Origin of the sequence: Streptomyces sp. NBC_01551, from assembly GCF_026339935.1 — a bacterium.
In the GTDB taxonomy this organism is placed as follows: domain Bacteria; phylum Actinomycetota; class Actinomycetes; order Streptomycetales; family Streptomycetaceae; genus Streptomyces.
On the sequence record NZ_JAPEPX010000001.1, the window covers coordinates 2,078,231 to 2,100,672 of the forward strand.

17 protein-coding genes are annotated in these 22,442 nt (G+C 73.3%); 10 read left to right on the forward strand and 7 right to left on the reverse strand.

Annotated elements, in window-relative coordinates; translation table 11 throughout:
* Positions 1-52 precede the first annotated feature (52 nt).
* Positions 53-2,644 (forward strand): aminopeptidase N, encoded by a 2,592-nt coding sequence (gene pepN, locus OG982_RS09340; RefSeq protein WP_266948284.1) that lies wholly within the window; start codon positions 53-55, stop codon positions 2,642-2,644.
* Between the two features lie 92 nt (positions 2,645-2,736).
* On the opposite strand, the gene OG982_RS09345 is transcribed toward pepN, so the two are convergent.
* From OG982_RS09345 to OG982_RS09360, 4 genes are read right to left on the reverse strand one after another with little or no spacing between them, the layout of a single operon-like run.
* On the reverse strand, positions 2,737-3,660 hold the full coding sequence (locus OG982_RS09345; RefSeq protein WP_266788067.1) for a LysR family transcriptional regulator: 924 nt from the start codon (positions 3,658-3,660) through the stop codon (positions 2,737-2,739).
* A gap of 10 nt (positions 3,661-3,670) precedes the next feature.
* On the reverse strand, positions 3,671-4,576 hold the full coding sequence (locus tag OG982_RS09350) for a DMT family transporter (RefSeq protein WP_266948285.1): 906 nt from the start codon (positions 4,574-4,576) through the stop codon (positions 3,671-3,673).
* Between the two features lie 50 nt (positions 4,577-4,626).
* The gene (locus OG982_RS09355) at positions 4,627-5,586 is read right to left on the reverse strand and encodes an EamA family transporter (RefSeq protein WP_266948287.1); all 960 of its coding nucleotides are present in this window, start codon (positions 5,584-5,586) and stop codon (positions 4,627-4,629) included.
* A 28-nt stretch (positions 5,587-5,614) separates the two neighbouring features.
* The gene (locus tag OG982_RS09360) at positions 5,615-6,967 is read right to left on the reverse strand and encodes an MFS transporter (protein WP_266948288.1); all 1,353 of its coding nucleotides are present in this window, start codon (positions 6,965-6,967) and stop codon (positions 5,615-5,617) included.
* 106 nt (positions 6,968-7,073) lie between these two features.
* On the opposite strand from OG982_RS09360, the gene OG982_RS09365 reads away from it, so the two are divergent.
* The gene (locus OG982_RS09365; protein WP_266948289.1) at positions 7,074-7,571 is read left to right on the forward strand and encodes a MarR family winged helix-turn-helix transcriptional regulator; all 498 of its coding nucleotides are present in this window, start codon (positions 7,074-7,076) and stop codon (positions 7,569-7,571) included.
* A gap of 134 nt (positions 7,572-7,705) precedes the next feature.
* Here OG982_RS09365 and OG982_RS09370 read toward each other — a convergent pair whose 3' ends face one another.
* Both OG982_RS09370 and OG982_RS09375 read right to left on the reverse strand, forming a co-directional pair.
* Positions 7,706-7,945 carry a hypothetical protein gene (locus OG982_RS09370; protein ID WP_266788062.1) on the reverse strand — a complete coding sequence of 80 codons (240 nt, stop codon included), beginning with the start codon at positions 7,943-7,945 and terminating at the stop codon, positions 7,706-7,708.
* Positions 7,946-7,965: 20 nt separating this feature from the next.
* Positions 7,966-9,966, reverse strand: a complete 2,001-nt coding sequence (locus tag OG982_RS09375) for a 4-alpha-glucanotransferase (RefSeq protein ID WP_266948290.1) — start codon at positions 9,964-9,966, stop codon at positions 7,966-7,968.
* 225 nt (positions 9,967-10,191) lie between these two features.
* Between OG982_RS09375 and OG982_RS09380 the strand changes: the two genes are divergently transcribed.
* Positions 10,192-13,221: a beta-N-acetylglucosaminidase domain-containing protein gene (locus OG982_RS09380; RefSeq protein WP_266948291.1), complete on the forward strand. Its 3,030-nt coding sequence runs from the start codon at positions 10,192-10,194 to the stop codon at positions 13,219-13,221.
* A gap of 334 nt (positions 13,222-13,555) precedes the next feature.
* On the opposite strand, the gene OG982_RS09385 is transcribed toward OG982_RS09380, so the two are convergent.
* On the reverse strand, positions 13,556-14,092 hold the full coding sequence (locus OG982_RS09385) for an HNH endonuclease (RefSeq protein ID WP_266788059.1): 537 nt from the start codon (positions 14,090-14,092) through the stop codon (positions 13,556-13,558).
* Between the two features lie 273 nt (positions 14,093-14,365).
* Between OG982_RS09385 and OG982_RS09390 the strand changes: the two genes are divergently transcribed.
* From OG982_RS09390 to OG982_RS09420, 7 genes are all read left to right on the forward strand, one after another.
* Positions 14,366-15,436 carry a mechanosensitive ion channel family protein gene (locus OG982_RS09390; RefSeq protein ID WP_266788058.1) on the forward strand — a complete coding sequence of 357 codons (1,071 nt, stop codon included), beginning with the start codon at positions 14,366-14,368 and terminating at the stop codon, positions 15,434-15,436.
* 131 nt (positions 15,437-15,567) lie between these two features.
* Positions 15,568-16,785, forward strand: a complete 1,218-nt coding sequence (locus tag OG982_RS09395; RefSeq protein WP_266788057.1) for an ROK family transcriptional regulator — start codon at positions 15,568-15,570, stop codon at positions 16,783-16,785.
* 79 nt (positions 16,786-16,864) lie between these two features.
* Positions 16,865-18,199, forward strand: a complete 1,335-nt coding sequence (locus tag OG982_RS09400) for an ABC transporter substrate-binding protein (protein WP_266948292.1) — start codon at positions 16,865-16,867, stop codon at positions 18,197-18,199.
* 5 nt (positions 18,200-18,204) lie between these two features.
* Positions 18,205-19,149: a carbohydrate ABC transporter permease gene (locus OG982_RS09405; RefSeq protein WP_266788055.1), complete on the forward strand. Its 945-nt coding sequence runs from the start codon at positions 18,205-18,207 to the stop codon at positions 19,147-19,149.
* Position 19,150: 1 nt separating this feature from the next.
* The gene (locus tag OG982_RS09410) at positions 19,151-20,038 is read left to right on the forward strand and encodes a carbohydrate ABC transporter permease (protein ID WP_266788054.1); all 888 of its coding nucleotides are present in this window, start codon (positions 19,151-19,153) and stop codon (positions 20,036-20,038) included.
* A 5-nt stretch (positions 20,039-20,043) separates the two neighbouring features.
* Positions 20,044-21,309 carry a 6-phospho-beta-glucosidase gene (locus tag OG982_RS09415; protein WP_266788053.1) on the forward strand — a complete coding sequence of 422 codons (1,266 nt, stop codon included), beginning with the start codon at positions 20,044-20,046 and terminating at the stop codon, positions 21,307-21,309.
* Positions 21,300-22,316: an N-acetylglucosamine kinase gene (locus OG982_RS09420; protein WP_266788052.1), complete on the forward strand. Its 1,017-nt coding sequence runs from the start codon at positions 21,300-21,302 to the stop codon at positions 22,314-22,316. The genes OG982_RS09415 and OG982_RS09420 overlap by 10 nt, the downstream gene beginning before the upstream one ends.
* The last annotated feature ends 126 nt before the right edge of the window (positions 22,317-22,442 follow it).

Here is a 22,442-nt window from a genome sequence, read left to right on the forward strand (position 1 = left end):
GGTCCGCGTGGAAGGATGGCCGGGCAACGTCACCATCAAAGGAGATGACCGCGTGCCTGGCACGAATCTCACCCGTGAAGAGGCTCAGCAGCGGGCGAAGCTGCTCACCGTCGACTCGTACGAGGTCGAACTCGATCTCAGCGCGGCGCAGGGGGGCGGCACCTTCCCCTCCGTGACCACCGTGCGCTTCCAGTCGGCCGAGGCAGGTGCCGAGACCTTCATCGACCTGGTCGCGCCGGCCGTGCACGAGGTCGTCCTGAACGGCAAGTCCCTCGACGTGGCCGCCGTCTTCCGGGACTCCCGGATCGCGCTGGACGACCTCGCGGCCGGGGCGAACGAGCTCCGCGTCGTCGCGGACTGCGCGTACACCAACAGCGGTGAGGGCCTGCACCGCTTCGTCGACCCGGTCGACGAGCAGGCGTACCTGTACACCCAGTTCGAGGTGCCGGACGCGCGGCGGGTCTTCGCCAGCTTCGAGCAGCCCGACCTGAAGGCGACGTTCCAGTTCACCGTGACCGCCCCCGAGGGCTGGAAGGTGATCTCGAACTCCCCGACGCCGAAGCCCGAGGACGTCAAGGACAACGTCTGGCGCTTCGAGCCGACCCCGCGCATCTCCACGTACATCACCGCGCTGATCGTCGGCCCGTACCACGAGGTGCACAGCTCGTACGAGGGTCCCGACGGGCAGTCCGTGCCGCTCGGCATCTACTGCCGGCCCTCGCTCGCCGAGTTCCTCGACGCGGACGCGATCTTCGACGTCACGCGGCAGGGCTTCGACTGGTTCCAGGAGAAGTTCGCCTACGCCTACCCGTTCGCCAAGTACGACCAGCTCTTCGTCCCCGAGTTCAACGCGGGCGCGATGGAGAACGCGGGCGCGGTCACCTTCCGCGACCAGTACGTCTTCCGCTCGAAGGTGACGGACGCGGCGTACGAGACGCGCGCCGAGACGATCCTCCACGAGCTCGCCCACATGTGGTTCGGCGACCTCGTCACCATGGAGTGGTGGAACGACCTGTGGCTGAACGAGTCGTTCGCCACCTACACCTCGATCGCGTGCATGGCGTACGCCGACGGCTCGAAGTGGCCGCACGCGTGGACCACGTTCGCCAACTCCCTCAAGACCTGGGCGTACCGGCAGGACCAGCTGCCGTCCACGCACCCGATCATGGCGGACATCCGTGACCTCGAAGACGTCATGGTCAACTTCGACGGGATCACGTACGCCAAGGGCGCCTCGGTGCTCAAGCAGCTCGTCGCCTACGTCGGCACGGACGCCTTCTTCAAGGGCGTGCAGGCGTACTTCAAGGCGCACGCCTTCGGGAACACGCGCCTGTCCGACCTGCTGGGCGCCCTGGAGGAGACCTCCGGCCGCGACCTGACCACCTGGTCGAAGGCGTGGCTGGAGACCGCCGGCATCAACGTGCTGCGCCCGCAGATCACGACCGACGCGGACGGGGTCATCACCTCCTTCGCGGTCCGCCAGGAGGCCCCGGCCCTGCCGGCCGGCGCCAAGGGCGAGGCCGTCCTGCGCCCGCACCGCATCGCGGTGGGCTTCTACTCGCTGGACGGGGCGACCGGCAAGCTCGTGCGCGTGCAGCGGGTCGAGCTCGACGTCGCGGCCGCCGAGCTGACGGAGGTGCCGGAGCTGGCCGGCCTGCGCCGCCCGGACGTCGTGCTGCTGAACGACGACGACCTCTCGTACGCGAAGGTCCGCCTCGACGAGGAGTCCCTGGCGTTCGTCACCGGGCACCTCGGCGACTTCGAGGCCTCGCTGCCGCGCGCGCTGTGCTGGGCCTCCGCCTGGGACATGACCCGCGACGGCGAGCTCGCGACCCGCGACTACCTCGCCCTGGTGCTCTCCGGCATCGGCAAGGAGTCCGACATCGGCGTCGTCCAGTCGCTGCACCGCCAGGTGAAGCTGGCCGTCGAGCTTTACGGGGACCCGGCCTGGCGCGAGCAGGGTCTGGCGGCCTGGACCGAGGCCACCCTGGAGCACCTGCGCGCGGCGGAGCCGGGCAGCGACCACCAGCTGGCGTGGGCCCGCGCCTTCGCGGCCACGGCCCGCACCGAGGAGCAGCTGACGTACCTGTCGGCGCTGCTGGACGGCACGGCCGAGGTCGAGGGCCTGGTCGTCGACACCGAGCTGCGCTGGGCGTTCCTGGAGCGCCTGGCGGCGACCGGGGTCGCGGACGAGCCGGTCATCGCGGCCGAGCTGGAGCGGGACCCGACGGCGGCGGGCGAGCGCCACGCGGCCACCGCCCGGGCGGCGTTCCCGACGGCCGAGGCCAAGGCCGCGGCGTGGGCCTCGATGGTGGAGGTCGGCGGGCTGCCCAACGCGGTGCAGGAGGCGGTGATCGGCGGCTTCGTGCAGACCGACCAGCGCGAGCTGCTGGCCCCTTACACCGCGAAGTACTTCGCGGTGGTCAAGGAGGTCTGGGACACCCGCAGCCACGAGATCGCCCAGCAGATCGCGGTGGGCCTGTACCCGTCGCTGCAGATCTCGGCGCAGACCCTGGCCGCGACGGACGCCTGGCTGGCCTCGGCCGAGCCGAACCCGGCCCTGCGCCGGCTCGTCTCGGAGTGCCGCGCGGGCATCGAGCGCGCTCTGAAGGCCCAGGCGGCGGACGCGGCCGCCGCGTCCTGACCCGGCCGTACGGCTGACACCACCGGTGCCCCGGTCCGCTTCGGCGGGCCGGGGCACCGGCGTTCCCCGCGCGTACGGGGCGCCCGTGCGGCTCAGTCGGACGGGGCGCCGCCGCCCGCGCGCAGCCGGGCCGCGTCCCGCAGGGCGTCCAGCACCCGCGCCACCGCCGGGGCGGCCTCCGCCCCGCGCCGGGTCGCGGCGATGACGTGGCGGGTGGGGCGGTCCCGGCCGAGGTCCCGGACGGTGACGCCGGTGGCCCGGCCCGCGGCCATCCGGGGGATCAGGGCCACGCCCATGCCGGCCTCGACCAGCGCCAGGATCGCCGACCAGCCGGCGGCGGAGTGCGCCTGCTCCGGGACGAAGCCGGCCGCCTCGCAGGCGCTGCGGGTGATCTGCGACCAGGGGCCGGAGCCGCCGTAGATCCAGGGTTCGCCGGACAGGTCCGCCAGGCGCAGCCGGGGCGCCCGGGCGAGCGGGTGCTCGGGCGGCAGGGCCACGTCCAGGGGGTCCGCCAGCAGCGGGACGCGGGTGAAGCGGGGATCGCGGGCGGTCGGGGCGTGCGCCGCGAGGGAGAGGGCGAGGTCCACGGCCCCGGCGGAGAGCAGTTCGTACGACTCGGCGGCCTCGGTCTCCCGTACCCGGACCTCCACGCGGGGGTGGGTCAGCCGCAGGGCGGCCGCCGCCGGGACCACCAGGGCCGGGACGGCGGTGGAGAAGGCGCCGACCCGGACCTCGCCGGCCTCGCCCGCCAGATATCCGGCGATCTCGGCGTCGGCGCGCTCCAGCTGCGCGAACACCGCTTCCGCGTGCCGCAGGACGAGGTGCGCGGCGTCGGTGAGGCGGACCCGGCGGCCCTGCGCCTCCAGCAGCGGGACGCCCAGCTGCCGGGCCAGGTTGGTCAGTTGCTGCGAAACGGCCGAGGGCGTCATGTGCAGCGCCTCGGCCGTCGCGGTCACGGTGCCCCGGTCGGCCAGGGCCCGCAGGATCCGCAGCTTCTTGATGTCCCACTCGGTCATGGGACCGAACCTACCGGCGGGCACCGAGGGCGACGCCGCCGAGGATGAGCGCCATGCACAGGAGCTCGGCCGGGCCGGTGCGCTCGCCGAGGAGCAGGAGGCCGAGGCCGGCGACGCAGACCGGCTGGAGGTAGTAGACGACGCCGGCGCGGGCGGCGCCGATCACCGAGACGGCCTTGTTCCAGGCGAAGAAGGCGACGGCGGAGGACATGACGCCGACGTAGAGCAGCATGCCGCCGGTGGCGGGGGTGAGGGCGAAGCCGCCCTGGACGGTGACGGAGACGGCGTAGGCGGGGGCCAGCATCAGCGCGCCGAAGACGAAGGTGGTGAGCAGGAAGGCCAGGCCGCCGAGTTCGGCGGGCTTTCGCCTGAGGAGCGCGCTGTAGGTGGCGAAGGACAGGGCGGCGCCGAACATCCACAGGTCGCCGGCGGTGAAGTCGAAGGCGAGCGAGCCGTCCCCGACGAGCAGCAGCACCCCGAGGGCGGCGAGCAGCAACCCGGACACGCGGCGGGCGCCGAGGCGTTCGCCGCCGACGCGGGCGTAGAGCGCCATGACGACCGGGGAGGCGGCCATGATCATGCCCATGTTGGAGGCGGAGGTGGTCAGTCCGGCCTGGTGCACCAGCGTGTTGTAGAGGGCGACGCCGAACAGGGTGGCGAGGGCGACGTAGCCGAAGTGCCGGCGGATCAGGGCCCGCTGCCGCCAGGCCTGGCGGGCGGCGAAGGGGGTGACGGCGACGGCCGCGATGACCCAGCGCCAGAACACGGCCTGGACGGGCGGGACGGACTCGGCCATGCCGCGGGTGGCGACGAAGCTGCCGGACCAGACCACCGTCGCGACCAGGGCGAGCAGGACGCCGAGCCCGGCGGCGCCCTTCTTCGGCTGGACTGGCTGAGCGGTACGGACGCGGTCCATGACGGCCACGGTGTGTTCCCCCTCGGGTGCGGTGTCGTCGGTTCGTGGGTCTACCGTCGCACCGGCTCACCCGTCAGGTCCATCGAAACATTATGAGCATTCCCTTCAGCAGAACTGAACGATCGAACGACTTCCCGGGACGGCTTCCCCTGCTGCGCCCGGCCGGCGAAGAGCTGGCCCGCGACGGTGGCCCCGAAGGCGATCGCCATCCCCACCAGCTGTACGGGCGACAGCGCCTGCCCGAGCGCCGACCAGCCGATGACGGCCGCGGTCAGCGGGGACAGCGGGCCGAGCAGGGTGACGGAGGTGGCGGTGAGCTGCCCGATGCCGCGGAACCAGAGCCAGTACGCGATGCCGGTGTTGATCAGCATCATGTAGCCGTAACCGAGGAAGGCCTTGCCGTCGAGCGCGGGCGGCGCTCCCTCGACGAGCGCGGCGATCGGGATGATGACCAGCCCGCCCGCGGTGAGCTGCCAGCCGGTCATGGCCAGCGGACCGACGCCCTCGGGGCGGCCCCAGCGCTTGGTCATCACGGTGCCCGCGGCCATGGAGGCGGAGGAGACCACACCGGCGGCAATGCCGACCAGGTCGAGCCGGGCGTCGGCGGTGAGCACCACCATGCTGACTCCGAACGCCCCGGTGACGGCGGCGAGGACCGTCTTCAGCTGCGCCCGCTCCCCCAGCAGCAGCGCGGCCAGTCCTACGACGAACAGCGGTCCGGCGCTGCCCAGTACGGCGGCGACACCGCCCGGCAGCCGGTACGCGGAGAGGAACAGCAGCGGGAAGAAGGCGCCGATGTTCAGCGCGCCCAGCACGGCGGACTTCCACCACCAGGCGCCCTTGGGCAGCGTGCGGGAGAGCGCGATCAGCAGCAGCCCGGCGGGCAGCGCCCGCATGACCCCGGTGAACAGCGGCCGGTCGGGCGGGAGCAGCTCGCTGGCGACGGTGTAGGTCGAACCCCAGGAGATCGGGGCGAGGGCGGTCAGGGCGACGGTGGCGGAGCGGTTCACGGTAACTCCTCGGTCAGGTGAGGGAGGTTCAAGCGGTCGCGGAGACGGAACCGGTGGCCGGCGCGGCGGCGGGCGCGGTGGCGGGCGCGGTGGCCGCGGCGGCGGGTCCGGTGGCCGCGGCGGCGGGTGCGGTGGCCGGCTCCGCGTACACGGCCTCGGCCGGCAGGTGCCGCTCCAGCCGGACCAGCGCCGCGGCGGCGCCGAGGGCGGCGACGGCGAGGACGGCCCAGGGCAGCCGCCCGTCCACCGCGAGCAGTCCGGTGAAGAGGGACGGGGCCAGCGCGGTGGCCAGCGAGTAGGACAGCTGGTAGGTGGCGAGGTAGCGCCCCCGCACCGCCTCCGGGGCGGCGGAGACCGACAGGGCCCCGCCGGAGGGGCTGTGCACCAGCTCGCCGAGGGTGTAGACGACCACGATGGCCAGCAGGGCGACCAGTGTCGCGCTCTGCCCGGGGCGCAGCGTCCCGAGCAGGATCTGGGCGACGAAGGCGGCGGCGAAGAGCAGCGAGCCGAGGGCCGCCGAGCGGGTCCGGCGGGCTCCGGAGCGGCGCACCCGGCCCGCGATCAGGACGCCGATCCCGGCGCACAGGGCGGTGTTGACGGTGAAGGCGGCTCCGGTGAGGGAGTCGGGGCCGTGCAGCCAGGTGGCGATGTAGAGCGGGAAGAGCACCGAAAGGGCCGCGTAGCCCAGCGCGGTCAGGAAGTTGGCGGCGGTCAGGCCGAGGAAGGGCCGGTCGCGCAGCACCATCCGGTATCCGGCCTGTGCGCGCTTCGCCGGGGGCGCCCCGGCGTCGCGGACTGGCCGGACCCGGCTGACGAGCAGTCCGGCGAGGGCGAAGGCGAGGGCGTTCCCCCAGGCGGTGTAGGTGAATCCGCCGGTCCCCCACAGGGCGAGCACCCCGGAGACCAGCAGGGCCCCGGCGCCCATCCCGGCGTTCTGGAGGGCGCGGAGCGAGGCCTGGAGCCGGTCCCGGGCGCCGCCGCGCGCCACCTCCCCGATCAGGGACTGCTGGACCACCGGGAAGGACCGGTCGGCGAGCGCGGTGACCAGGGCGACGGCCGCGAAGGCGGGCAGGGAGCCGGCGAGGGGGTAGAGGGCGAAGCCGGCCGCCCGGATCGCGTACAGCGCCAGGTTGACCCGCTTGGCGCCGTACCGGTCGACGGCCGCGCCGGCCAGCGGCATGAACGCCAGTCCGGTCAGCCCGGTCACGGTCATGACCACGCCGACGAGGGCGAAGGAGAGGCCGGTGACGTGGTGGAAGAAGACGAGCGAGAAGGGGACGTACATGCCGATCCCGATCGCGCTGATCCCGGCTCCCAGGAGCAGGGACCGCTCCCCCGTCACCCTCGTTTCCCGCGCCGTGGCCGCTCTGTTCGCCCGCATCCGCTTTCTCCCCCCGAGTAGGTCGCTTGGCAGTAGCTTACCGCTAAGCTACTTTTCGTCAAGCAACTTTCTTGCGAACGACCAATCAGAACCCGATACTTTGCCCATGACCGAGGCCAACAAGGACGCCGTGGACGCGATCACCGCGCAGTGGCACGTGGTACGACCGGACCTCAACACCGACGCGATGGCCCTGTTCGGCCGGATCTACCGGATCGCCAAGGCCATCGGCGACGCGATGGAGCAGACGTACGGGCGCTACGGGATCTCCCGCGGCGAGTTCGACGTCGTCGCCACCCTGCGCCGCTCCGGCGAGCCCTACACCCTCTCGCCGCGCCAGCTGTCGGCCACGCTCATGCTCACCACGGGCGGCATGACCGGGCGCCTGGACAAGCTGGAGAAGGCCGGACTGCTCGTCCGCAAGCCGGATCCGCACGACCGGCGCGGGCTCCAGGTGACGATCACCGAGCGCGGCCTGAACCTCATCGACCAGGCCGTCACGGCCGGGCTGGAGACGCAGCGGGCGGCGCTCGTCGGCCTGACCGACGACGAGGCGGAGGTGCTCAGCGGCCTGCTGCGCAAGCTGCTGGCCGGAATGCCGTAGGGGCCGACCGGCCCCGGAACACGACGGGGCGCCGGAGGTCCGCCACAGAGCCGATACGCGTCGGCCCGCGGACCCCCGGCGCCCCGGAAGTCTGAAGAGATGACCGGCACTGCCGGGCAAGTCGGATCAGCTGATCAGCTGTGCGCCTGCTGCTTGTCCGACTTGTCGAGGACCATCACCAGGCCCGCGATCACCAGGAACAGCACGATCGGCAGGAACACGTACAGACCGAGCGTCTGCGCGACGCTCAGGCCCGGGCCCGGGTCGTCGCCGTCGTCCCGGGTCACCGCGAGGGCGGGAGACGTCATCAGCAGCATCATCAGCGTCGATCCGGCCGTGACGGCGCCGGCGCGCAGAGCGTTCTTCTTGTCCACGGTGCAAACGTAGCGAACACCTAAACGGGGCGCGCGCCCGGGGGTGCCGTACGGGTGCGCACGCCCTCCCGTACGGCGCTCAGCAGGGCGTTCGCGCGGGGCGAGGCCGTCAGCGCCTCCAGCGTCACCGGCCGGCCCCCGCCATCGGCGACGGGCAGCCGCCAGTTGGGGTACTGGTCCCAGGTCCCCGGCAGGTTCTGCGGCCGCCGGTCCCCCACCGCGTCCGGCAGCCACACCCCGACCAGCCGCGCCGGAGTGCGCAGCAGGAACCCGTACAGGGCCTGCACGGCGGCCTCCTCGCCCTTCGCGTCCAGGCCGAGGCCGTCCAGCACCGCCAGCCACTCGGCGGTGTCGGCGGCGTCCTCGGCCCGCTCCGCCCCGGCCGGGCGGGTCAGCAGGCCCAGCCGGTCGCGCAGTTCCACATGGCCCCCGGCCAGCTTGGCGGCCGTGGGCGGCAGATCGTGGGTGGTGACGGTGGCCAGGCAGTCCGCCCGCCAGGCCTCGGGGGCCAGCGGCCTGCCGTCGCCCGCCCAGTCCCGCTCGAACCACAGCACCGAGGTGCCGAGCACCCCGCGCCGGGCCAGCGCCTCGCGGACCCGCGGCTCCACCGTCCCGAGGTCCTCGCCGATGACCAGTGCCCCGGCCCGGTGCGCCTCCAGCACCAGGACCGCGAGCATCGCCTCCCCGTCGTAGGAGACGTACGTGCCCTCGGCGGGCAGCGCGTCCCGCGGGATCCACCAGAGCCGGAACAGGCCCATGACGTGGTCGATGCGCAGCGCGCCCGCGTACCGGAACACCCCGCGCAACAGGGCCCGCAAGGGCTCGTACGCCGCTTCCTCCAGCCGGTCGGGCCGCCAGGGCGGCAGGCCCCAGTCCTGGCCGCGCGCGTTGAAGGCGTCGGGCGGGGCGCCGACCGAGGCGTGCCGGGAGTAGTGGGGGAGCCCGAGGACGTCGGAGCCCTGGGGGTGCACCCCGACGGCCAGGTCGTGCACGATGCCGACGGACATGCCGGCCTCCCGCGCGGCCCGCTGGGCGGCGGCGAGCTGGGACTCCGTCAGCCAGACCAGCCAGCGGTGGAAGTCGCCCCGTTCCTTCGGGTCCTCCCCGGCGCGCCCGGCGCACCAGGCGGCGTGCAGCTCCAGCGGAGCCCCCTGCTCCGTACGGAACGCCTCGTAGGCGGCCTCCCGTTCGGGGGTGCGCGGGACGGTGTACAGCAGTTCCAGGGCCTGCCGCTTGAGTTCCCAGACGGCGTCGCGGTCGATCAGCGCGCCCTTCTCCAGGACCTGCCGGCGCAAGTCCCCGCCCCGGGCGGCGAGGTCGTCGAGGGCGTCGCGGTCCGGGCAGTCGGCGTACTCGGGGACGTCCTCGATCCGCAGGTACACCGGGTCCGGGAAGCGCCGCGAGGACGGGCGGTACGGGGAGGGGTCGGTCGGGGTCCCGGGCACGGCCGCGTGCAACGGGTTGACCTGGATGAACCCGGCGCCGTGGGCGCGGCCGGCCCAGCGGGCGAGTCCGGCGAGGTCACCGAGGTCGCCCATGCCCCAGGAGCGCTCGGACAGCAGCGAGTACAGCTGGACGAGGAGCCCGTGGGCCCGACCGGGCGCGGCCGGGGCCCGCGGCGGGGCCACGATCAGGGTGGCGCGGCCCGTCCGGCCGTCCGGGGCCTCGGCGGTGAGCCGGTGGACGCCGAGGGGCAGTCCGGGGCCCCAGGCGAGCTCCTCGCCCGACTCCTCCGCCACCACCCGCACCCGGGTGCCCGGCGGCAGCCCGGCCGGCTGCGGCGGCAGGGGTTCCCCCTGCCAGAGCACCACCGTCGGCGGCAACAGCCGCTCGGCCGCCTCCCGTACGGCGCCGTCGAGGGACGCCCGGACGCTCTCGGCGTCGTCGGTGACGACCCCCAGCAGGCCGAGGACCGCCTTGACGGTGGCCTCCGGCACCGGAACGGTGACGTCCGCGGCGGGCTGGTAGGCGGTGGCGACGCCGTGCAGGGCCGCGAGCCGGGCCAGGTCGTCCATCTGCATCCCTATCCATATCTGACGGTCGGGCCGTCAGGCTCAAGACCCGGACGGCGGTCGGACGTACCCCTGCGACACCCGGATGAATAACGCAGCCATACCCAGTCGGGGGCTTCGCATTCCTGGCGTATACCGGTCAGATCACCCTCTCGCATTGACACTCCGGGCGCACGGGTGGTGGGCTCGGGCTCATTCGTACGAGCGGGTGACGACCCGCGACGAGGAGGCTCGGTGCAGCTCAGGGGCAGGAAGCGGACCACGGCCGCGGCCGTGGCCGTCGTCGGCACACTGCTCGGCGGCACGGTGATCGCGGGGCAACCGGGGGCGTTCGAGTGGCTGACGGCCCCGCAGACGCCCGCGCCGGAACCGGGCGTCGGCGCGGCGACGGGGAACGCGCCCGCGCCCGCGACGGGGGCGTCGTCCGCGGAGGGCGTGGCCCTCGGCCAGGCGCCCCGGTCGGCCGACGGGAGCCCGACCGTGTGGCCGCGGCCGCAGTCGATGGCCACCGATCCGAAGCGCGCTGTTCCGCTGGGCTCCGAGGCCGTACTGGTACTGCCCGCCGACGCCGACCCCGACGCCGCCAAGGCGGTACGGACGGCCCTGCGCGGGGCGGGCGTACGGACCCTGCGCGAGGCCCGACCGGGCGCGGCGCTGCCCGAACGGGGCACCGTCGTACGGCTCCAGGGCCCCGACGCGGACCAGGCGCTGCGGGAGCTGGGCGCGGCCGACGCCGGCGACCTGCCGGCCGGGGGCTACCGGATCGCGGTGGGCCGCGCGGGCGGCCGGGACACCGTCGCCCTGTCCGGCGTGGGCGAGGACGGGCTGTTCCACGCGGCGCAGACGCTGCGTCAGCTGCTGGCCGGAGGCGACGGGAAGGTCCCCGGAGCGACGGTGCGGGACTGGCCGATCGCGCCGGTGCGCGGCATCACCGAGGGCTTCTACGGGCAGCAGTGGACGCGGGAACAGCGCCTCGCGCAGCTGGAGTTCATGGGCCGCACCAAGCAGAACCGGCTGCTGCTCGCCCCGGGCGACGACACGTACCGCACGACGGGCTGGCGCGAGGAGTACCCGCAGGAGCGCAAGGACGAGTTCCGGGCGCTGGCGGAGCAGGCCCGCGCCAACAAGGTGGTGCTCGGCTGGGCGGTGTCCCCGGGGCAGTCGATGTGCCTGGCCTCGGCGGAGGACCGGGCGGCGCTCGCCCGCAAGGTCGACGGGATGTGGGAGCTGGGCTTCCGGGCGTTCCAACTGCAGTTCCAGGACGTCAGCTACACGGAGTGGGGCTGCCGGGCGGACCGGGTGCGCTACGGGACGGGCCCGGAGGCGGCGGCGAAGGCGCATGCGGAGGTCGCCGGCGAGCTGGCGGCCCACCTGGCGGCGCGGCATCCGGGGGCGGCCCCGCTGTCGCTGCTGCCCACCGAGTACTACCAGGACGGTGCCACCGCCTACCGGACGGCCCTGGCGGGCCGGCTGGACGGGCGCGTGGAGGTGGCCTGGACCGGCGTGGGCGTGGTGCCGCGCACCATCACCGGCAAGGAACTGGCCGGGGCCCGGGCCGCGTTCGGGCATCCGATGGTCACCATGGACAACTACCCGGTGAACGACTGGGAGCCCGGCCGGATCTACCTCGGCCCGTACGTCGGGCGGGAACCCGCGGTCGCGGGCGGTTCGGCGGGCATGATGGCCAACGCCATGCAGCAGGGCACGCTGTCGCGGATCCCGCTGTTCACGGCGGCGGACTACTCCTGGAACCCGCGCGGTTACCGGCCTGCGGAGTCCTGGGCGGCGGCGGTCGCGGAGCTGGCCGGGCCGGACGCGCGGGCCCGGGAGGCGCTGGGCGCGCTGGCCGGGAACACGGCGTCGTCGGGTTTGAAGCAGGAGGAGTCGGCGTACCTGAAGCCGCTGGTGAAGGAGTTCTGGCGGACCCGGGGCTCCGGCGACGCCGCGAAGGCGGCCGGGGAGCGGCTGCGCGCGGCGTTCACCGTCATGCGGGAGGCGCCGCGGCGGCTGGCGTACCTGGCGGGCGAGGACGGCGAGGCGGGGCCGTGGCTGGAGCGGCTGGCCCACTACGGGACGGCCGGTGAACTGGCCGTCGACGTCCTCCAGGCGCAGGCGCGCGGGGACGGGGCGGCGGCCTGGAAGTCCTCGCAGGCGCTGGCCGCGGCCCGCAAGGGGCTGTCGGAGCCCGGGGACGCGCGGGTGGACACCGCGGTGCTGGATCCGTTCCTGAAGAAGGCGGTGGCCGAGGCCGACGCGTGGACGGGCGCGTCCGCGCAGCCCGGCACGGTCGTGAAGCTGCCCGGCACCTGGGCGGTCGAGCTGGACACGGCGCGGCCGCTGTCGGCGGTGACCGTGATGACGGACCCGCTGCCGGAGGGGACGCGGGGCGCGATCGTGGAGGTGCGGGTCCCGGGCGAGGGCTGGCGGAAGATCGCCGACGCCTCGCCGTCCGGGTGGACGCAGGCGGACGCGGCGGGCGTACGGGCGGACTCGGTCCGGCTGTCGTGGTCGGGTCCGTCGCCGGAGGTACGGGGCGTCGTGCCGTGGTTCGCCGACGGGCCGCAGGCGCGGTTCGAGCTGTCCGACGGGGGCAAGGCGGACGTGGAGATCGGCGGGGCGGTCAAGCGGGTGACGGCGGAGCTGTCGGGCCTGCGGGCCGACGAGGTCCGCGGGCCGCTGGCGGCGCAGGCGCCGAAGGGGGTCGAGGTACGGCTGCCCTCACAGGCGGCGGCGCCGCGCGGCACCCGGGTCTCGGTCCCGGTGGAGATCACGATCCCGGCGTCGACCCCGGCGGGCGTCTACTCCATCCCCGTCACGTTCGCCGGGGAGACGCGGACGCTCACGGTCCGGGCGGTGCCGAAGACGGGCGGGCCGGACCTGCTGCGGACGGCGCGGGCCACGTCCTCGGGGGACGAGGCCCCGCAGTTCCCGGCGTCGGCGGTGGTGGACGGCTCGGAGAGCACCCGCTGGTCCTCGCCGGCGGTGGACGGCGCGTGGTGGCAGGCCGAGTTGGCGGCGCCGGCGCGGGTGGGCCTCCTGACGCTGCACTGGCAGGACGCGTACCCCTCCGCCTACCGCGTGGAGACGTCCCCGGACGGCATCACCTGGCACCCGGCGGTCGACGTCCCCGCGTCCCGAGGCGGCCGGGAAACCCTCCGCCTGGACGCCCCGGACACCCGCTTCCTCCGCGTCACCTGCACCACCCGCGCCACCCGCTTCGGCTGCAGCCTCTGGTCGGCAACGGCCTTCGCGGTCACCCCCTGACCCGCGCCCGACGCCCGGCCCCCAGGGTCGGCGCACCCCCAACCCCACCGGGCGCCCTCCCGGGCCCCGTTGCCGCCGAGGCGCCTTCCAGCCTCGCCGGCCCACCCCGGCCTCGCCGGCGTTTGAGGCGCGGGGTCTGGGGAGGAGCCCCAGGAACCCGGCCGCGCCGGGCACCGGGCTCCGTCCGGACCCGCGCCTCAAACGCCGGCGAGGCTGGAAGGCGCGGCAGCGTTGCCCGGCGCACCGGAAGGCCCGGAAGGGGCCCAGGAACGGCCCCGGTGGGGCGAAAGGCCCGGCAGCGGGGCCGCCGGGCCGGGGGAAAAGACCTGCGGAGCTATGAGGCGGCCACGCCGATGCGTTCCAGGGCGTCGTCCGCCCCGTACGGCTGGAGGTACGGCATCCAGCGCGGGTCCCGGTGCCCCGTGCCGATGATCCGCCACGCCAGCCCCGACGGCGGAGCAGGATCGTGCCGCAGGCGCCAGCCGAGGTCGACCAGGTGCCGGTCGGCCTTGACGTGGTTGCACCGCCGGCACGCGGCGACGACGTTGTCCCACGCGTGCTGCCCGCCCCGGCTGCGCGGAATCACGTGGTCGACGCTGGTGGCGACCCCGCCGCAGTACATGCAGCGCCCGCCGTCCCGCGCGAACAGCGCACGCCGGGTGAGTGGAACGGGCCCCCGGTAGGGGACCCGCACGAAGCGCTTGAGCCGGACCACGCTGGGAGCGGGCACGGCCCTCGTCGCGCTGTGCAGAAAGGCGCCGGATTCCTCCAGGGAGACCGCTTTGTTCTCCAGGACGAGGACGAGCGCGCGGCGGAGCGGTACGACGCCGAGAGGCTCGTACGACGCATTGAGGACCAGGACGTGCGGCACGGACTGCCTCCTTGTACGCCGGCGGCGCGTGGCTCGCGCCGGGACGATCTGCTCTCCAGTCTCTCCTTACGGCTGGTCGAAGCGCCACCACGCGCCCGTAACGGGTCGGAGGTGTTTTCAACCACACCCCAGTTCATCCCCACGTGAATCCGGTCTCTCCCTCGAACACGGCGAACAGCGGGCAACAGAGTCAAGGGAATGCCCCGTTAGTGTGGATGTTCTGCCCGCACCCCCCCGTCCGCCGGCAGACCGCTATACCTGGAGGTACCCGTCGTGCCCTGGCCCGCCGCCACGCTGCTCCCGCTGGCAGCCGAGATCCCGGACGCCGCCGAAGCCCAGCAGAGCGTGACCAACGCCGCGAGCTTCATCGAGGAGAACTGGGCCACCTGGCTGAGCATCGGTCTGAAGATCCTCCTGATCATCGTGATCGCGGCCGCGCTCCGCTCGGTGGTCCGCAAGGCTCTGACCAGGCTGATAACCCGGATGAACACCAGCGCCGAGGCTGTCGAGGGGACCGCCCTCGGCGGCCTGCTGGTCAACGCCGAGCGGCGCCGCCAGCGGTCGGAGGCGATCGGCTCGGTGCTGCGCTCGGTGGCCTCGTTCCTGATCCTCGGCACCGCCGCGCTGATGGTCCTCGGCGCGCTCAAGATCGACCTGGCCCCGCTGCTCGCGAGCGCCGGTGTGGCCGGTGTCGCGATCGGTTTCGGCGCCCGGAACCTGGTGACCGACTTCCTCTCCGGCGTTTTCATGATCATGGAGGACCAGTACGGCGTCGGCGACAAGATCGACGCGGGTGTGGCCTCCGGCGAGGTCGTCGAGGTCGGCCTGCGGGTGACCAAGCTGCGCGGGGACAACGGGGAGATCTGGTACGTCCGCAACGGCGAGATCAAGCGGATCGGCAACCTCAGCCAGGGCTGGGCCACCGCGGGCGTGGACGTACAGGTCAAGCCGACGGAGAACCTGACCCACATCCGCGAGGTCGTCCAGCAGGTCGCGGACGGTCTGGCCAAGGAGACCCCGTGGGACGAGCGCCTGTGGGGCCCGGTCGAGGTGCTGGGCCTGGACGAGGTGCTGCTGGCCTCGATGACGGTGAAGGTGTCGGCGAAGACGATGCCGGGCCAGCAGTTCGCCGTGGAGCGCGAGCTGCGCTGGCGGATCAAGGAGGCCTTCGACGCGGCCGGCATCCGGATCATCGGCGGCGTCCCCGCCGCCGACGACGAGGAGGCTCCGGCGGACCCGGCGGCCGCCGTCGCCGCGCCGTCCGCGCTGGCCAACCCGGCGTCCCCGCAGTCCCTGGCGACCGCCCCGATCCCGGCCCCCGGCGGGCCCCGCATCACCAAGTAGCCGCGGCCCCCATCAGGCTCGCGACACCCGCTGCCCCGCAGGTCATTCCTGCGGGGCAGTTCCATTGACACGGAACGAACGCCGATAGGAAACTTACCTAACAGTTCATCTCGGTGAGGGAGAAACGCGCCATGCCCGCCGCCACGCCCGGAACGCCCAGCCTGCTGCGCGCCATGAACGACCGGGCCGCGCTTGAGCTCCTGCTCACCCACGGCCCGCTGTCCCGCACCAGGATCGGCCACCTGACCGGACTGTCCAAGCCCACCGCCTCCCAGCTGCTGGCCCGCCTGGAGGACGCCGGGCTGGTCGTGGCCACCGGCACCGACGGCGGCCGCCCGGGCCCCAGCGCCCAGCTGTACGCGCTCAACCCCCGCGCCGCCCACGTCGGCGGCCTCGACGTCACCCCCGAGCGGATCACCGCCGCCGTCGCCGACCTCACCGGCGAGGTGGCCGGCAGCTTCGAACTCCCGTACGCCGAGGGCGCCGGGGCCGTCGACCAGGTCACCGAGGCGCTCGGCGAGGCCGTCAAGGCCGCCGGGCTCCAGCGCTCCGACCTGCACCGCCTGGTCATCGCGACCCCGGGCGCCTTCGACCCGCAGACCGGCCAGCTGCGCTACGCGAGCCACCTCCCCGGCTGGCACTCCCCCACCCTCCTCGACGAACTGGCGGCGGCCCTGCCGATGCCGGTCGAGTACGAGAACGACGTGAACCTCGCCGCGATCGCCGAGCAGCGGCTCGGCGCGGCCCGCGGCCACGAGGACTTCGTCCTGCTCTGGAACGAGGACGGCCTCGGCGCCGCCCTGGTGCTCGGCGGCCGGCTGCACCGCGGCTGGACCGGCGGCGCGGGCGAGGTGGGCTTCCTGCCCGTGCCGGGACACCCCCTGGTCCGGCAGGTCACCCGGGCCAACACGGGCGGCTACCAGGAGCTGGCCGGCGTACAGGTGCTGCCCCGGCTCGCCGCCGAGCTCGGGATCGAGGCAGCGCCCGAGCACGCGCCCGGCGCCCCGCAGGCGCCGCTGGTCGACGAGGCCGTCGCACTGCTGAGGCGGGCCGCCGCCGAGCCCGAGGGGCCGCACCTGCGCTTCCTCCAGTCCTACGCCACCGTGCTCGCGACCGGTCTGGCCTCGCTGGTCGCCGTACTGGACCCGGAGATCGTGGTCCTGTCCGGAGCCGCGATCGCGGCGGGCGGCGATCCGCTGCGCACGCTGCTGGAGGCCGAACTCGCCGAACTGGCCCCCGCCCGGCCGCGCCTGGTCGCGGGCCAGGTGCACGAGCGGCCCGTGCTGCGCGGCGCGCTGGAGAGCGCCCTCGCCACCACCCGCGAGGAAGTCTTCGACACCTCCCGCTGAACCGCCACCGCTCCACCCAGCACCGCTCCACCGCACCTCCCCTCACCGGAAGTTCCTCCCGCAGAGAGCGAGCACCGCCATGCCCGGAATCGGACGCCTGGCCCCCGCGGCCACCCTGCTGGCCGCGATATCCGTCCTCGCCACCGCCTGTACGGGCCAGAGCGGCGCCGCGGCCGCCGACGACCCGAAGGCCGACGTCACCCTCAACTTCTGGCACGGCTGGTCCGCGCCCGGCGAGGCCAAGGCGATCGAGGAGAACATCGCCCGGTTCGAGAGGGCGCACCCGAACATCAAGGTCAAGGTCACCGGCAACATGACCGACGACAAGATCAACCAGGCGCTCCGGGCGGGCGGGGACAAGGCCCCCGACGTGGTCTCCTCCTTCACCACCGACAGCGTCGGAAAGTTCTGCAACTCCGGCGCGTTCGCCGACCTGAACCCCTTCCTCCAGAAGTCCGGGGTCGACAAGGCGAAGGTCTTCCCCAAGACCCTGCTGGAGTACACCCAGTTCAACGGCAACCAGTGCACCCTGCCGCTGCTGAACGACGCGTACGGCCTCGTCTACAACAAGGACGCCTTCAAGGCCGCCGGCATCACCGAACCGCCCAAGACCTGGAGCCAGTTCACCGAGGCGGCGCAGAAGCTGACCAAAGCCAACGGGGACTCGTACGACCAGCTCGGCGTCATGCCCACCTTCCACGGCTACGAGACCACCCCCATGCGCCTGGCCGCGCAGTGGAGCCCGACCTACTTCACCGCCGACGGCAAGTCCAACCTGGCCAAGGACCCGGCCTTCGCGAAGATGCTGACGGCCCAGAAGGACCTGGTCGCCCGGCTCGGCGGCTACGAGAAGCTGGAGAAGTTCCGCAGCACCTTCGGTGACGAGTGGAGCGCCGAGCACCCCTTCCACAAGGGGCTGGTCGCCATGCAGGTCGACGGCGAGTGGCGGGCCGCCATGGCCAAGGAGGCCGGGGTGAAGTTCGAGATCGGCACCGCTCCGCTGCCCGTCCCGGACGACCAGGCCGCCGACTACGGCAAGGGCTACCTCTCCGGCACGATCATGGGCATCGCCTCCGCGAGCAAGAAGCAGAACGCGGCCTGGGAGCTGGTCAAGTACATGACCACGGACACCGAGGCGGTCGTGGCCTTCGCCAACGCCATCCACAACGTGCCCTCCACGCTGGCGGCCCTGGAGTCCCCGAACCTCCAGGTGACGCCGGAGTTCAAGACCTTCCTCGACATCGCCCGGCACCCGAAGTCGAACACCACCCCGGCCCAGGCCGACGGCGGCACCTACCAGCTGACCTTCCAGGACTTCGCGTACTCCGTCGAGAAGGGCGACGTGGCCGACGTCCCGGCCGGCCTCGCCAAGACCGACCAGCAGATCGACACGGACATCGCGAAGGCGAAGTAGCCCCGATGACCAGCGCGCACTCCCTGAGGGCGAAGCGCCGGCGGTCCGCTCTGCGAACCGCGGCCTTCATGTCGCCCTGGCTGATCGGGTTCTCGTTCTTCTTCGCGTACCCGCTGCTGTCGACCGTGTACTTCTCCTTCACCAAGTACGACGGCTTCCGCCCGCCCGCCTTCAACGGCCTGGACAACTGGACGTACGTCCTCACCGACTACCCGCTGTTCTGGCCTGCCATGTGGAACACGTTGTGGCTGGTCGTGGTCATGGTCAGCTGCCGGGTCGTCTTCGGCCTCGGCGTCGGCCTGCTCATCACGAAGATCAAGACCGGCTCGGGAATCTTCCGGACCCTGTTCTACCTTCCCTACCTGGCCCCGCCCGTGGCCGCGACCCTGGCCTTCGTCTTCCTCCTCAACCCCGGCACCGGCCCGGTCAACGTCCTGCTGGACTCGGCCGGGCTGCCCACGCCCGGCTGGTTCACGGACGCCGACTGGTCCAAGCCCGCGCTGACCATGCTCGCCCTGTGGGGGGTGGGCGACCTGATGGTGATCTTCATGGCCGCGCTGCTCGACGTACCCAAGGAGCAGTACGAGGCCGCCGAGCTGGACGGGGCCGGGGCCTGGGGCCGGTTCCGGCACATCACCCTGCCGAACATCACCCCGATCATCCTGTTCGCGGTGGTCACGGGGGTCATCCAGGCCATGCAGTACTACACGCAGCCGCTGGTGGCGGGGAAGGTGTCGGCCGGTGTCATCGGCGGCTCGGGCCAGCAGTTCGAGCCGGGCTACCCGGACAAGTCCACCCTGACCCTGCCCCAGATCGTCTACAACGCCGGCTTCCAGCGCTTCGACTACGGCGCCGCCTGCGTCGTCGCGCTGGTGCTGTTCGCCCTCTCCATGGCCTTCACCGCGCTCCTCATGCGCCGCCGTGGCGGACTGATCGGAGCAGGTGACTGAGATGGCCGTCGTCATCGATCGCACGAGCGCGCACCGCGGGGCCGTACGCCACCGGGCGGTACGCCGCAGGGCCGTGCTCCAGTGGATCGGCGTGCACTCCCTCGGGGTCGCCGCCGCCCTGTTCTTCGTCCTCCCCTTCGTCTTCCTCTTCCTCACGTCCGTGATGAGCGACCAGCAGGCGCTGACCCGCGATCTGACACCGGACACCTGGGAGTGGGGCAACTACTCGAAGGTGTGGCACACCCCCGGCTTCCTGACCTGGTGGCGCAACACCCTGCTGTACGCGGGGCTCGGCACCGTGCTGACCGTGCTCTCGTCCGTGCCCGTCGCCTACGCGCTCGCCAAGTTCCGCTTCCGCGGGCGGCGGCTGTCGCTGCTGCTGGTCATCGCCATGATGATGCTGCCGCCGCAGGTCGTCGTCATCCCGATGTACCTCTTCTGGGCCAAGCAGCTGGACCTGTCCGGCACGCTGTGGCCGCTGATCGTCCCGATGGCGTTCGGCGACGCGTTCTCCGTCTTCCTGCTCCGCCAGTTCCTGCTGACGATCCCCGACGAGTACCTGGACGCGGCCCGGGTCGACGGCTGCGGCGAGGTCCGCACCCTGCTGCGCGTCGTCGTGCCGATGGCCAAGCCGGGGATCGCGGCCGTCGCGCTGTTCCAGTTCTTCAGCGCCTGGAACGACTACTTCGGCCCGCAGATCTACGCCTCCGACAATCCGGCGGCCTGGACCCTCAGTTACGGGCTGGAGTCCTTCAAGGGGGCTCACCACACGAACTGGAATCTGACCATGGCCGCGACCGTGCTGGTCATGGCACCCGTGATCGTCCTCTTCTTCTTCGCCCAGAAGGCGTTCGTCGAAGGCGTCACCCTGACCGGAGTGAAAGGCTGATGACCATGAAACTCGCAGTGGTGGGTGGCGGTTCCACCTACACCCCCGAGCTGATCGACGGCTTCGCGCGGCTGCGCGACACCCTGCCGATCAGCGAACTGGTCCTGATCGACCCCGCCACCGAGCGGCTGGAGCTGATCGGCTCCCTCGCCCGCCGGATCTTCGCCCGGCAGGACCACCCGGGCCTGATCACCACCACGTGCGACCTCGACGCGGGCGTGGCCGGCGCCGACGCGGTCCTGATCCAGCTGCGCATCGGCGGGCAGGCCGCCCGGCTCCAGGACGAGACCTGGCCGCTGGAATGCGGCTGCGTCGGGCAGGAGACCACCGGCGCGGGCGGGCTCGCGAAGGCGCTGCGCACGGTGCCGGTGGTCCTCGACATCGCCGAGCGGGTCCGGCGGGCCAGCCCGGACGCCTGGATCATCGACTTCACCAACCCCGTCGGGATCGTCACCCGCGCCCTGCTCCAGGCCGGGCACAAGGCGGTCGGGCTGTGCAACGTCGCCATCGGCTTCCAGCGGAAGTTCGCGGCGCTGCTGGACGTGGCGCCCGCCGAGGTGCACCTCGACCACGTCGGGCTCAACCACCTGACCTGGGAACTGGGCGTACGGCTCGGCGGCCCGCAGGGTACGGACGTCCTGCCCGGGCTGCTGGCCGAGCACGGCGACGCGGTCGCCGCCGACCTGCGGCTGCCGCGCGCGGTGCTGGACCGGCTCGGCGCGGTGCCCTCGTACTACCTGCGCTACTTCTACGCGCACGACGCGGTGGTGCGGGAGCTCGGCGAGAAGCCCTCCCGGGCCGCCGAGGTCGCCGCGATGGAACGGGAGCTGCTCGCCCTGTACGCCGATCCCGCGCTCGACGAGAAGCCGGCGCTGCTGGCCAAGCGGGGCGGGGCCTTCTACTCGGAGGCGGCCGTGGACCTGGCGGCGGCGCTGCTGGGCGACGGCGGCTCCGCCGTGCAGGTGGTGAACACGTACAACGAGGGGACCCTGCCGTTCCTGCCGGACGACGCGGTCATCGAGGTGCAGGCCGCCGTGGACCGCTCCGGGCCGGCGCCGCTGGCCGCCCCGCGCCTGGACCCGCTGTACGCCGGACTGATCTCGCACGTGACGGCGTACGAGGACCTCGCGCTGGACGCGGCCCTGCGCGGCGGGCGCGAGCGGGTCTTCAAGGCGCTGCTGGCGCATCCGCTCGTCGGGCAGTTCGACCTCGCCGAGGGGCTGACGGACCGGCTCCTGGCGCACAACAAGGAGCATCTGCCATGGGCGTGAACCGGCCCGCCGGCACAGCGGCGGCCGTACTCGCCGTCGACGCGGGCAACAGCAAGACGGACGTCGCGCTGATCGCGGCGGACGGCGCCGTCCTCGGCACCGGGCGCTCGGGGGGCTTCCAGCCGCCGCGCGACGGTGTCGAGGCGGCCGTGGAGGTACTGGGGCGGGCCGTCGCGGAGGCCGCCGAGGCGGCCGGACTGCCGCCGCTGCGACCGGGCTTCCCGCACGTCGGCCAGGTCGCGGCGTGTCTGTCCAACGCCGACTTCCCGGTGGAGGAACAGCAGCTCGCGGACGCCATCGGCGCGCGCGGCTGGGGCGCGGCGACGCGGGTGCGCAACGACACCTTCGCGATCCTGCGGGCGGGACTGTCCGGGTCGGAGCCGCCGCGCGGGGTCGCGGTGGTGTGCGGAGCCGGGATCAACTGCGTGGGGATGCTGCCCGACGGGCGCACCGCGCGGTTCCCGGCGGTCGGGACGATCTCCGGCGACTGGGGCGGCGGGGGCGGCCTGGCGGAGGAGGCCCTGTGGTGGGCGGCGCGGGCCGAGGACGGGCGCGGCGGCCCGACGGAGCTCGCGGCGGCGCTGCCGGGACATTTCGGTCTCGGCTCCATGGGGGAGCTGATCGAGGCGCTGCACCTGGGCCCGCTCGCCCGGGGGCGGCTGCACGAGCTGGTGCCGGTGCTGTTCGCGGTGGCGCGGGCGGGCGACCCGGTGGCCTCGGCGATCGTGGAGCGGCAGGCGGACGAGGTGGTGGCGCTGGCCTCGGTGGCGCTGGGGCGCCTCGGCCTGCTGGGCGAGGCGGCGCCCGTACTGCTCGGCGGGAGCGTGCTGACGGCCGGCCACCCGCAGCTGAACGGGCGGATCGAGGCGGGCTTGGCGCAGCGGGCGCCGCACGCCCGGGTGTCGGTGGTCTCGGCGCCGCCGGTGCTGGGCGCCGGACTGCTGGGGCTGGACGCGCTCGGGTCCCCGCCCGAGGCGTACGGAAAACTCCGTGCCCATTTCGGGTGAACCCGCCCGGGCTGCCCGCCGGTCTGGAACCGTGGCGGTCGTGTGGACGTATTCACGGTGAAGGGGTGACGGGGGCGCCCGCAGGGGTGGATCGCCCAAGATCCAGCACTGGGTGATGTGGTTGAC